At 67.2% G+C, this 11,905-nt stretch carries 12 protein-coding genes and 1 rRNA gene; 4 read left to right on the top strand and 9 right to left on the bottom strand.

Annotation, left to right across the window (positions count from 1 at the left end):
• From H289_RS0123830 to H289_RS0123815, 4 genes are all read right to left on the bottom strand, one after another.
• A 16S ribosomal RNA gene (locus H289_RS0123830) occupies window positions 1-138 on the bottom strand; the annotation flags it as partial.
• Window positions 139-529: 391 nt separating this feature from the next.
• The gene (gene tyrS / locus H289_RS0123825) at window positions 530-1,831 is read right to left on the bottom strand and encodes a tyrosine--tRNA ligase (RefSeq protein WP_020103353.1); all 1,302 of its coding nucleotides are present in this window, start codon (window positions 1,829-1,831) and stop codon (window positions 530-532) included.
• Entirely contained in the window at window positions 1,828-2,670 is an 843-nt protein-coding gene (locus H289_RS0123820) for a GNAT family N-acetyltransferase (RefSeq protein ID WP_020103352.1), read from the bottom strand. Before H289_RS0123820 ends, tyrS begins: the two co-directional genes overlap by 4 nt.
• Window positions 2,671-2,694: 24 nt before the next feature.
• Window positions 2,695-3,306, bottom strand: a complete 612-nt coding sequence (locus H289_RS0123815) for a DNA-3-methyladenine glycosylase (RefSeq protein ID WP_020103351.1) — start codon at window positions 3,304-3,306, stop codon at window positions 2,695-2,697.
• Window positions 3,307-3,375: 69 nt separating this feature from the next.
• Between H289_RS0123815 and H289_RS0123810 the strand changes: the two genes are divergently transcribed.
• Genes H289_RS0123810 through H289_RS0123800 form a run of 3 tightly spaced genes read left to right on the top strand, consistent with a single transcriptional unit; the run spans window position 3,376 to window position 5,512 of the window.
• Complete coding sequence (locus H289_RS0123810; protein ID WP_020103350.1) at window positions 3,376-4,140, top strand: ABC transporter ATP-binding protein; 765 nt, start codon at window positions 3,376-3,378, stop codon at window positions 4,138-4,140.
• On the top strand, window positions 4,074-4,892 hold the full coding sequence (locus H289_RS0123805; protein ID WP_036421279.1) for an ABC transporter permease: 819 nt from the start codon (window positions 4,074-4,076) through the stop codon (window positions 4,890-4,892). Before H289_RS0123810 ends, H289_RS0123805 begins: the two co-directional genes overlap by 67 nt.
• On the top strand, window positions 4,889-5,512 hold the full coding sequence (locus H289_RS0123800; RefSeq protein ID WP_029105657.1) for a TetR/AcrR family transcriptional regulator: 624 nt from the start codon (window positions 4,889-4,891) through the stop codon (window positions 5,510-5,512). The genes H289_RS0123805 and H289_RS0123800 overlap by 4 nt, the downstream gene beginning before the upstream one ends.
• Here the strand turns inward: H289_RS0123800 and H289_RS0123795 are convergent.
• The 3 genes from H289_RS0123795 to H289_RS0123785 all read right to left on the bottom strand — a co-directional run bounded on the left by H289_RS0123795 (window position 5,509) and on the right by H289_RS0123785 (window position 9,214).
• A complete protein-coding gene (locus H289_RS0123795) occupies window positions 5,509-5,715 on the bottom strand; it encodes a Trm112 family protein (RefSeq protein ID WP_020103347.1) in 207 nt (68 codons plus the stop codon). The two genes, H289_RS0123800 and H289_RS0123795, sit on opposite strands and share 4 nt — an antisense overlap.
• Before the next feature lie 6 nt (window positions 5,716-5,721).
• Window positions 5,722-6,153, bottom strand: coding sequence for a hypothetical protein (locus H289_RS0123790; RefSeq protein WP_020103346.1), 432 nt, complete (start codon window positions 6,151-6,153; stop codon window positions 5,722-5,724).
• Between the two features lie 88 nt (window positions 6,154-6,241).
• Window positions 6,242-9,214 (bottom strand): acyl-CoA synthetase, encoded by a 2,973-nt coding sequence (locus tag H289_RS0123785; protein WP_020103345.1) that lies wholly within the window; start codon window positions 9,212-9,214, stop codon window positions 6,242-6,244.
• Between the two features lie 130 nt (window positions 9,215-9,344).
• Between H289_RS0123785 and H289_RS0123780 the strand changes: the two genes are divergently transcribed.
• Entirely contained in the window at window positions 9,345-11,138 is a 1,794-nt protein-coding gene (locus H289_RS0123780) for an ABC-F family ATP-binding cassette domain-containing protein (RefSeq protein WP_020103344.1), read from the top strand.
• On the opposite strand, the gene H289_RS0123775 is transcribed toward H289_RS0123780, so the two are convergent.
• Complete coding sequence (locus tag H289_RS0123775) at window positions 11,132-11,497, bottom strand: DsrE family protein (protein ID WP_020103343.1); 366 nt, start codon at window positions 11,495-11,497, stop codon at window positions 11,132-11,134. The genes H289_RS0123780 and H289_RS0123775 overlap by 7 nt on opposite strands.
• Window positions 11,494-11,892, bottom strand: a complete 399-nt coding sequence (locus H289_RS0123770) for a nuclear transport factor 2 family protein (RefSeq protein ID WP_020103342.1) — start codon at window positions 11,890-11,892, stop codon at window positions 11,494-11,496. The genes H289_RS0123775 and H289_RS0123770 overlap by 4 nt, the downstream gene beginning before the upstream one ends.
• Window positions 11,893-11,905 lie beyond the last annotated feature (13 nt).

Here is an 11,905-nt window from a genome sequence, read left to right as displayed (position 1 = left end):
CCAAAGTGCAGGGCAGATCACCCACGTGTTACTCACCCGTTCGCCACTCGAGTACCCCGAAGGGCCTTTCCGTTCGACTTGCATGTGTTAAGCACGCCGCCAGCGTTCGTCCTGAGCCAGGATCAAACTCTCCAAACAAAAACTCCCCATCCAAAGACAGGGCAGAATCCAGTTCAGAACAATCTGACCTAAACAAAAGACACCAAAAACTGGCATCAAAAAACAACCACACCCCACAAACGGGAAAACACGAGGTGCAGTCAAAAAACAACAAACAAAAACCACCAAACACACTATTGAGTTCTCAAACAACACGCCCGGCCTGACCGCGCAACAAACCCGCGGCTAAAAGCCGCGGTCCGTAGTGCGGGCAGTGAGAAACTCCCAACTTAATGGGTGTTACTCTCGGATTTGGTCTTCGCTCTCCGGCGCTTGTCCGTGTCGCTCTGACCTGGAATAAGTTACGGCAGGGCTAACGGGGAGTCAAATCGCCAGGTCAGCGGATCGTTTCCCCAGGTCAGAGGGGTCGTCATCCTTGACCGGACCCGCCAACCCGCCGCACCCCGGCGATGTGGCGCTTGCCACGCCGCAACACCAGCCAGCGCTCACCGAGAAAGTCCGACAGCTGTGGTACCCACTCGTCACTTTCCACACGCACGTTGTTCACGTAGACGCCGCCTTCGGCGACCGTTCGGCGCGCTTCCCCACGACTCTTGGACAGCCCCGTCGCAACCAACAGGTCGGTGATCCCATCCGGACCACCGGGTGTCAGCTCGGCGACCTGGCCATTACTGGCCTCGGTCAGCGCAGCCGAAAGCGTCGACTGGTCGAGATCGGCGAGCTCGGCACGGCCGAAGAGCGCCTGACTGGCCAGTTCGACGGCGTCGGTCGCCGCCTGGCCGTGCACCAACGTGGTCAGTTCCCGAGCCAGCCGGCGCTGCGCCGCGCGCTCGTGCGGACGCTCCGCAGTTGCGGTCGCGAGTTCACCGAGCTCATCGGCAGACAGGAAGGTGAACCAGCGCAGGTAGCCGACGACATCGGCGTCGGCCGCGTTCACGAAGTACTGGTACCAGGCATATGGGCTGGTCAGCTCAGGGTCGAGCCACAGATTGCCGCCGCCGGTCGACTTGCCGAACTTCTTGCCGTCGGCCGAGGTGACCAGCGGAACCGTCAGCGCATGCGCGGTCGCGCCCAGCTTCTGGCGCACCAGACGGACGCCCGCGATGATGTTCCCCCACTGGTCGGAGCCACCGACCTGCAGGCTGCAGCCGTGCTTCTTGTACAGCTCGACGAAGTCGTTGGCCTGAAGAAGCATGTAGCTGAACTCGGTGTACGAGATCCCGTCGCCTTCGAGGCGCCGCTTGATGGTGTCGCGATCGAGCATGACGTTGACCGAGAAGTGTTTGCCCAGGTCACGCAGGAATTCGATGGCGGACATCGGCCCGGTCCAGGACAGGTTGTTCTCGACGATCGCACCGTTGCCCGAGTCGTTGAACTCGACGAACCGCTCGAGCTGGCCGCGGATGCGTTCGGCCCAGTCCGCGACGGTGTCGGCGGTGTTCATCGTTCGCTCGCCGTTGTCACGGGGATCGCCGATCATGCCGGTCGCACCACCGGCCAGCACGATGGGACGGTGTCCGGCCTGCTGGAATCGCCGCAGCGTGAGCAGGGGAACCAGGTGTCCGGCGTGCAGGCTGGGTGCGGTGGGGTCGAAGCCGGCATAGAGCGTGAGCGGCCCATCCGTCGTCGTCGCGGCAGCGAGCGCTTCGCGGTCGGTCGATTGCGCGATCAGGCCGCGCCAGTCCAGTTCATCGAGGATGCCAGTACTCACGGCGTCGATCTTTCCCTATCGAATACCAGGATCGCCCGGGTGTAGAGCAGCTGGAACCCGAAGCGCTGCACATTCTGTTGCGATTTGGTCCCCGCGCCGGTCGTGACGACGGCGATGTCGCAGCCCGCGGCGGCGGCGTCGGCCAATCGTTTCGCGAGCAATGCGCTCTGCACCCCGCGCCTGCGGTAGTCCGGCCTCGTTGCGGCACCGGCGAGTTGCGCGATTCCGTCGGCAAAGCGCGCTGCGGCGCCTCCCGCAACGACGCCATCAATCGATGCGAGATACGCTGCGGCACCGGCCTTTTCGATATCGCGCTCAGCCCGTTCGACGATGCCGCGGGGAAACTCCTCATGGCTGGCCACGCCCTGGTCGTCCGGGTGGGCGAAACCGTCGACCACCGCCTCGACCCAGGCGTTGATGTCGTCGCTGCGCCGAACCTCGACTCCAGTCACCACTGGCTCGGTGCCGACGGCCACCGCGCGGCCCAGCACATTCTCGAATCCCACGAGTCGGTAGCCACGTCCGGTCAGCGTCCGGCCGATGCCGGGGTCGGCCAGGTTGGCGAGCTCGACCTGGACCGGCGCACCGTTGGCGCCACAACCTGCTTCGATCTCCGTCCACTCGGCGGCCTCAGGTATCGCGCCAAAACCCACGCCCACCACCTTGTTCATCGGCGACCCGGGCTCGGCGAAGCACGCGAAGCCGCCGCCCACGGGCCGCACCGACGCGGGCGCACCGCGCGCTCGCGCGGCATTGGTGGCGGCCGCCATGAACTGCGCCTCAGCGCCCTCGATGCGGCGAGCCAGATCGATGCCGCAGAACAGGGCGTCGGTAGTCATCCCGCCATTGTGCGGGTGCGACAGCTAGTCGCTCTCCCCCGGTGCCGGCGCCCGGGGACTGCGCCGGTAGTTCGACACCTCGGGGGTGCCCGGCAACCAGAACCGCCAGGCCCGGTCGGCGGCCTGACTGACGCCGACGCGCGGCCCGGCGCTGCCCTCCTGCGTCGGGTTCAGCTCCAGCCGGATCGGCGATCGCCGATCCATCAGGTCAATACCGTTGTCCGCCAAGGCGATTCCGAGCGCCTCACACAGATTGCCCGGGCCCCGGGCGTACGCGACGGGCGTGATGCCGGGCCGCCGACGGCCCGCGGCGACACCACAACCGTCAACTACGCGGGCCGCGCGGAGCAGCACGGCACCCGCCACGCCATCGGTGCAACACACAACGTTGGCGCACACATGAATCCCGTGACTGCGATACGTGTACAGACGCCCGGCCGGTCCGAACATCACCAAGCTCCGAGGCGTCGGCCCGCGGAACGAGTGCGCAGCCGCATCCGGCCAGGGTCCCGATGGCGGTCCACCGTAGGCCTCCACCTCCACCACGGTGGCGACCACGTCCCGGCCGTACAACGTGGCACCGAGCAGTCGTCGAGCCGCGGTGACCGGGTCGACGGCGAGTGGCTCGGCGCTCATAGCCCGTCATTCTGCCCGGTCCGGCGCCGACCATTGACATGCCCACGCCGCGCGCGGATTATTCATCATATGATGAGTTCATCTCGTGGTGAATTGCTGAATCATGCCTCTGACGTCGCGATTCGGATCGAGAACCTGACCGTCGTCCGCGGTAGAAGGCGCGCGATCGACGACGTCTCCCTGCAGGTCCGGCGCGGCAGCATCACCGGACTGCTCGGTCCGTCCGGCTGCGGCAAGACCACCCTGATGCGCGCCATCGTCGGTACCCAGATCATCACTAACGGCACGGTGACCGTGCTCGGGAAGCCCGGCGGGTCGGCCGATCTACGTCGCCGCGTGGGGTACGTGACCCAGTCGCCGACGGTGTACAACGATCTGCGCGTCATCGACAACGTGCGCTATTTCGCCGCGTTGACGGGCTCCAGCAAGACCGCGGCCGACGAGGCGATAACGGCCGTCGGCCTGCAGGATCACCGAACAGCGTTGTGCGGCAACATGTCCGGCGGCCAGCGGACGCGCGCCTCGCTGGCCTGTGCGCTGGTGTCCAAACCTGACCTGCTGGTGCTCGACGAACCGACGGTCGGATTAGACCCGGTGCTGCGCGTCGACCTCTGGGAACAGTTCGACCGGCTGGCCCGCGGCGGCACCACCCTGCTGGTCTCCAGCCATGTGATGGACGAGGCCGACCACTGCGGCGAACTGCTGTTGATGCGCGAAGGCCGCCTGCTCGAGCACACCACGCCCACCCAACTACGAGAGGACACCGGATGTTCATCGCTGGAGGAAGCGTTTCTGACCGTCATCCGGCGCAGCACCGCGGCCAGAGCCGGTTGACGTTGCGGCCGTACCTGGCCACCACCGCCCGCATCCTGCGTCAGCTCGCCGCAGATCACCGCAGCATGGCGATGATCCTGGTGGTGCCGAGCGCCGTCATCACCTTGATGTACTTCATGTTCGACGATCTGCCGCACCGCCCCGGCACACTGTCGCCGTTCAACAACGCCTGCCTGATCCTGCTGGGTGTCTTCCCGCTGATCGTGATGTTCCTGATCACCTCGATAACCATGCAGCGCGAACGGGTTTCGGGCACTTTGGAACGGATCCTGACCACTCCCCTGCGCCGACTGGACCTGCTGGCTGCCTACGGATCGGCGTTCTCGGTGGCCGCTGCGGCCCAGGCGACGCTGGCCTGCCTGGTGTCGTTCTGGTTCCTCGGGTTCGACACCGCGGGCAGCCCCGCACTGGTCTTCCTGATCGCGATCATCAACGCGGTACTCGGCGTCGGACTGGGCCTGTTGTGCAGCGCCTTCGCACGCACCGAGTTCCAGGCCGTGCAGTTCATGCCGGTGGTGATCGTGCCGCAGTTGCTGTTGTGCGGCATCATCGTTCCCCGTGAAATGCTGCCCGACTGGTTACGGTGGATCAGTGACGCACTACCCGCGACCTACGCGCTCGAGGCTCTCCAACAGGTGGCCGACCACGCCGACATCACCGGCACCACGATGCGCGACATCGTCATCGTGATCGCGTTCGCGGTCGTCACCATGTGCCTGGCCGCCGCGACCCTGCGCCGTCGGACGCCATGACGACGACACAGCCGCGGCCCCGCCGCAAGCCGCCCGGTCGGCCCACGGGAACCTCGGACACCAAGGAGACGATCCTGTCGTGCGCGCGGGACCTGTTCGCCCGCAATGGTTTCAACAACACGTCGGTGCGGGCGATCGCGTCCGCCGCCGGTGTCGACGCGGCACTCGTGCACCACTATTTCGGGACGAAGCAGCAGCTCTTCGCGGCCGCAGTGCACATTCCCATCGACCCGCAGATGGTGCTGGGCCCCTTGCGGAACACCCCCGTCGACGAACTCGGCCACACGCTGCCGTCGCTGCTGTTCCCGATCTGGGACTCCGAGCTGGGCGCCGGTTTCATCGCGGCACTGCGCTCGATGCTCGCGGGCGACGACGTCAACCTGATCCGGATCTTCCTGGAAGACGTAATCACCGCCGAAGTCGGTGCGCGCGTTGACAATCCGCCCGGCACGGGACGAATCCGCGTACAGTTCGTCGCTTCCCAGCTGATCGGCGTCGTGATGGCCCGCTACATCCTGCAGCTAGAGCCGTTCAGATCGCTTCCGGTGCAACAGATCGCGGACACGATCAGCCCGAACCTGCAGCGCTACCTCACCGGCGACCTGCCGGCGCTGGACTAACGCCGGCCGGCGGCAAGCAGTCGCTCGTGCTCGGCGTCGTCGGTGATGTCGACCGCCTCGTCGATGAGCAGCACCGGTACCCCGCCGTCGATCCGGTAGGCCCGACGCAACCGCGGGTTGTACAGGTACTCGTCCCCGACCAGCAGCAGCTCACCGCGGTCCTGCGGACACACCAAAATCGCGCGCAGTGCTTCGTCGATCACCGTACGTCAGCCGCCCAACGGAATCTGTGAGCCACCGGTACCCGGCACCAGACCGGGCGGCAGACCACCCGGGCCACCGATGACGATGGGGCTCTGCGGTCGCGCGCCGGCGGCACGGGCCTGATTGCGCTTCTGGAACTTCACCGTGTCCTGCAGCGCGTGGATCAGCGGTACCTGGTTGGGACGCTGGTCGAGGGCGGCCTGGATGTCGTCCAGGTTGCCCTTCGAGGGGCCGAAGCCCTGGGCGCGCAGCTTCAGCGCCGTACGAAGCAGGTTCGAGAGGTCGCCGCCGCTGGAGCCGATGTCGTACTGCGCGTCGAGGTCGTCGAGGATGTCGGCGTGCGCAGCAGCGGGGGTGATCAGCATCCCGACGGTCACAGCTCCCGCCAGAATCGCGCCGGCAACACCACGCCGCCCGCGGCTGGTGTGTGACGTCATGCGTTCTCCATTCGATATCTGCGCCCGACGGCGTGAACCCCGACTGACAAACCGCAGCCTAACAGCGCCACCCGGGACCGGCAGGCTGTCACGACAGACTGCCCGTCGCGGTCAACTCGGCATGGGCGGCCGCGGTGAAGGGCACAAACGCGTCGCTGTCGACGTCGAACTGCCACGAGTTGTCCGTCGATTCGGGTACCCCGGCGGCGCGCAACTCGGCGAGCACGGGCCGGTAGGACGCATTCAGCTTCAGCTCCGGCACCACGTGGATGAGGTCCGGCTCCACCCCCACCGGCAGATCGGCCAGCGCCTCACGGAGCTCGGCCGGCAGCACGCTGCCACCCGGACGCAGGCTCAACGCCGTGACCGCGAGTTCCCGATCGCCGACCGGCACGCGGTAGGTGACGACGATGTCGACGGCGTCGAGGCGGCCCAGCGCGTTGCCGACCTCCTTGCCGAACACGGCGCCGCGGGGGGTGCGGATGACCGAACGGCGGTTGTCGACCATCCAGTAGTCGCCGTCGTCGTCGCGCCGGAACAGGAACTCGGTGGACACCCAGGTGTCCCCCGGCGCGAAGACGCCGCGCTTGACCGAGGCCGTCGGGTCGACGGGTCCACGTGGCTTGGCCAGCAGCACGCCCACTTCGTTGGGCTCGGCACGCACCACGAAGCCGTCGTCGCCCTCGAGGATCAGGTCGTCGTCGACGTCGTAGGCAGCCAGTGCGATCTGGCCGCCGCCCGGCAGCGGCCGGCCCTCGCTGCCGATCTTGGCGCCCGACACGTTGGCCAGCACGGCCTGACCGTCGGTGGTGGTGAAGAACTCAAGGACATGCGCGGGCTGGAACGCCTCTTCCACACGGCGCCACAATCCGGCCGGCATGCCCGAGCCGATGAACAGGCGCACCGGGTGGGTTCCGTTGATCACGAACGACGGGTCGTCGATGACGTCGCGCAGCATCGCCCAGGTGTAGGACACCACGGTGACGCCGTACTGCCGCAGTTCGTGCACGAAGCGATCGGGCCGCAGCCCGCGGGACAGCGCGATACGGGCGCCGCCGACGACCGCGCCGCCCAGCGACACGAGCAGGCCGGACTGGTGGTGCAGCGGCGTCAGGCAGTAGACGGTGTCGCCGCGGCCCAGGTTGGCCGCCGATGCGGTGCCGAACGCCGAGAGCGCCCACCGGAAGTTGGTGATCTGCCGGGCCACCAGCTCGCCGCCGACGTTGGCGAACGCGACATAGGCGAGGTCCTGTGCGTAGCCCGGGTTGGGCCGGTACCAGCCGGGCAGCTCGACGACGTCGGGGTCGATCTGCTCCATGTCCACGACGTCGGCGTCGTCGGACACGTGCAGGTCGCGGTTCTCGCCGCCGCCGAGCACCAGCACGCGGGTCCGAAGCTGCCGTGCGGCATCCAGATTGGCCGGGTCGGAGATGATGTCGGTGACGCCACCGAGTCGGGCCGCGACGGCCAGGTCGGCGTCGGGCGGCATCAGCACGGCCACCGCGCCGAGGCGTGACAGCGCCGCGATGGCGACGAGCGCGCTGGGGCGGGTCTCCATCAGCACGCCGACCCGAACGCCTTGTCGTACACCGACTTCGATCAGACCACGCACGACGTTGTTGATGCGGCGGTCCACTGCCTCGTAGGTGTGCACGCGGCCGTCGAACAGCAGGAACTCACCGTCCGGCGCGCCCTGGGCCTGCTCACAGATGATGCGGCCCAACGAGATTCGCGTGTGGTCGTTGATCTGACCGAGACGGGCCAGCCGGGGCAGGGTCCGGACGGTCTCGATGGCCAGTGCCCGCGTCGACTTACCGGCCGTCACCACGGCGTCGGCCGCGGTGTTGGCGAGACTGAACGCCATCTCCGTCGCGGCTGCGGCGCCGTGGGCCACGCGGATCGCCAGCGGCACCGACTCGCGCGGCAGTTCAGACTGCAACGGCATCGGTACCACGTCGGCAGGCATCGGCCCGCCGGCGTCGAGCCACTTGACCCACGACGCCACCGTCGGCCAGCTCTGGCTCGCGGCCTTGGAACCCACGACGAGACCGAAATGCCCGACGCGAATGAGGTATTCGTAGACGTCGGCCTCCGGGGCGGCGCGCTTGATACCGCGCACCGCGGCGGGCTGACCGATGTCGTCGACCTCGCCGACCACGGCGAGGACCGGGCAGGTGATGTCGGACAGCGTCACCAGATTGCCGTGGATGGCGAAGCCGCCGGTCATCATGCGGTTGTGCGCGATGAACTGCTTGAGCAGCTCCGCGATGGCCGGGCCGGACCAGGCGATCCAGCCCTCGCTGGCCAGGAACCGGCGCTGCTGCTCGCGCGGCAACAGCGCTTCACGATCATGCAGCTGACGCAGGAAGTCGAGGCGCGACTGCGCGGTCTTGATCGGGTCAAGCATCTGGAAACCGTTGCGCGCCAACCAACCCGGGATGTTGAGGCGGCTGAAGACATGGTCGGCCATGAAGTCGGCGACGCCCGATGCCAGGTTCGCCGGCATGTTCATCGGCAGTGCGGCCAGCGTGTCCACCGGGGACCCGAAGGCGATGATGCTGGCCAGATCGCGGGACTGCCGGTACGCGGCGGTCTGGTAGGCGAACATGCCACCCTGCGAATAGCCGGCCAGATGGACGTCTTTGCCGGTGGTCGCCTTGACGGTGTCGATGGCCGCGCTGAGCCCCACCACATGGTCGGCCAGGTTGCGGTCCATGCCGCCCTCGACCTGATCCGGCGAGCCGAAGTCGATGACCCAAGGGTCCAGGCCCGCGGCGTGCAGGATGCCCACGGCGCCGTCGTCGCGCGTCACGTCCCACATGTCCGCGGACATCATCATCGGATGCACCATCAGCACCGGCGAACCGGCCGGGGCTGCGCCCGGACGGGCGTCCGGCGGGAAGTAGCGCCGCAGGCGGTACATCGGCACACTCTCGACGATCTGGAACGGCGATGGCACGGCGCCCGTCTCCAACCCGCCGTAGCGAAGCACTTCCAGGCCGTTTTGAGCGGTAGCTACCAACCGCTCCACCGGCCCGGTGATCACCGAAAAGTCCACCACCGGGTACTCCCTTTTGGTCAAATAAGTACAAATCCCCCGATTACGACGCCATCATGGCACAACGCGCTGGTTACCTCGTGGTTACGGCGTGGCAGAGGCACATGCGGCCGACGCCTAGAATCTGCGCCTGATGGCGCATCTACTCGGGGCCGAAGCCCTGCATCTGGAATTTCCGACCCGTGTGGTTTTCGATTCGCTGACGGTCGGGATCGAGGAGGGCGACCGAATCGGCATCGTCGGCCGTAACGGCGACGGCAAATCCAGTTTGCTGGCAATGCTGGGCGGCCGACTCAAGCCCGACTCCGGGCGGGTGACGGTGCGCGGTGGCGTCCGCATCGGGATGCTCGACCAGGCCGACACTCTCGATCACACCGACACCGTCGGGCACGCCGTCGTCGGCGACGTCCCCGAGCACGAATGGGCCGGCGATCCGCGCGGCCGCGACGTCATCGCCGGGCTGCTCGGCGACCTTGACTGGAATGCAGTGATCGGCACGCTGTCGGGCGGACAGCGCCGCCGTGTGGCCCTGGCCCGTCTGCTCGCCGGCGACCACGACGTCCTTATCCTCGACGAGCCGACCAACCACCTCGACGTCGAGGCGATCACCTGGCTGGCCGCGCATCTGAAGAAGCGCTGGGCCGCCAATGCCGGTGGCTTGCTCGTCGTCACCCACGACCGGTGGTTCCTCGACGAGGTCTGTACAGCGACCTGGGAGGTGCACGACCGCATCGTCGAGCCCTTCGAGGGCGGCTACGCGGCGTACATCTTGCAGCGCGTGGAGCGCGACCGGCAGGCGGCCGCCTCTGAGGCCCGTCGGCAGAACCTGGCCCGCAAAGAACTCGCATGGCTGCGCCGCGGCGCACCGGCGCGGACGTCGAAACCGAAGTTCCGCATCGACGCCGCCAACGCGCTGATCGCCGATGTGCCCGAGATCCGCGACAAAGTGGCGCTGCAGTCGCTGGCGGTGACCCGGCTGGGCAAGCAGGTCGTCGACATTCTGGACGCGTCGGTGACCTACGGCGACCGGCAGGTGCTGCAGGACGTCGAGTGGCGGATCGCCCCCGGCGAGCGCACGGGCATCCTCGGCGTCAACGGCGCCGGCAAGTCGACGCTGCTCGGATTGATCGACGGCTCGGTCGAGCCGACCGAGGGCCGGGTCAAGCACGGCAAGACGGTGCAGATCGCCACGCTGACCCAGGGCGTGGAGAAGTTGGCCGAGCATCTCGACGAACCCGTACGTGTGGTGCTCAGTCGGCTGGCCACGACGTACACCTTCGGATCCGGTTCCAAGGCACAGGAACTCAGCCCGAGTCAGCTGCTGGAGCGCCTCGGCTTTGCCAGCGCGCAGCTGTCCACGCCGGTGCAGGATCTGTCCGGCGGGCAGCAGCGCCGGCTGCAGCTGCTCCTGATCCTGCTCGAACAGCCCAACGTGCTGATCCTCGACGAGCCGACCAACGACCTGGACACCGACATGCTGGCGGCCATAGAGGACCTGCTGGACTCCTGGCCGGGAACGCTGATCGTGGTCAGCCACGACCGGTACTTCCTGGAGCGCGTCACCGATCAGCAGTTCGGCATCCTCGGTGGCCGGTTGCGGCACCTGCCCGGCGGTGTCGACGAGTACCTGCGCCTGCGGGCGACGCACGCGGCCCAAACCGGTACCGCCGCAGCCAAACCCGCCGCGGCGGCGCCTGAGGGGTTGTCTGGTGCCGAGCTGCGCGCGGCGCAGAAGGAACTCACCGCCATCGAACGCCGGCTGGAAAAGCTCGCCGGCCAGATCGACACCGCACACCAGCGTCTCGCCGAGCACGACCAGGGCGACTACGAAGGGCTGCAACGTCTTACCGGCTCGCTGCGCGAGCTCGAAAGCGAAGTCACCGAGCTGGAGGAACGCTGGATGGAACTGTCCGAAGAAGTTCAGTAGCTGAACGTGGTGGCCGGCTCGTCGCCGATCCACTGCCACAGCGGGATGGTGCCGCCCAGCTCGGCATTGGCGAGGATTTGTTCTGCGTCAAGGGCTTTGGCGTTGAAGCAGATCGGGCAGATGAGGAACCTGCCGCCGGCGGCTTCGTAGCGGGCCATGAGGTCCGGCAGCGGCGGGCAGCCGTCGCAGGCGACGCCGAGCGCGAATCCGGGCTGGCCCAGCCGCACGGCTTCTTTGGCCAGGAACATCATCGTCGGATGTCCCTGTTCGGCTGCGCCGACCGCCATCAGCAGGGCGATGGTGACCTTCTCGGCGTCCTCCAGACCGGTGGTGAGGCTGATCGCCACTTTCGAGCTCATGAGCGGTTCTCCTTCGGTTCGGACTGAAATCCTGAGCACAGCAAGTCGATTGAATGGATGCGGTCATCGGCGGCGGCGAACATGCGTTGCTCGACGATCTTGACGGCGGTCGGGTCACCGGGCGGCGAGGTGCGGACCCGCCAACTCAACGCGACGCGGTCTCCCACGCGGCCGACGGAGGCGTCGACCAGTTCGAAGTTGTCGGCACCGAACCAGTGCCGGAAGCGGCCGACGGTGTCGTCGGCCCCGGTCACGTCGACGAGGCCGGGCGGAATCAGGGCGCGGAAGTGTACGTCGGGATCAAGGCATTCGGCCAGCGAGGCGAAATCCTGGCCGGCGAAGGCCTCCAGGAAGGCGCCCGCCACTGCCCATCCTGTTCCGGTGTCGTTGTTCATGTATCGGTTCTAC

The organism is Mycobacterium sp. 360MFTsu5.1 (assembly GCF_000383495.1).
GTDB lineage: Bacteria > Actinomycetota > Actinomycetes > Mycobacteriales > Mycobacteriaceae > Mycobacterium > Mycobacterium mucogenicum_B.
The sequence above is the reverse complement of the archived record's forward strand: the minus strand, read 5'-3'. Positions and strand labels throughout refer to the sequence as shown.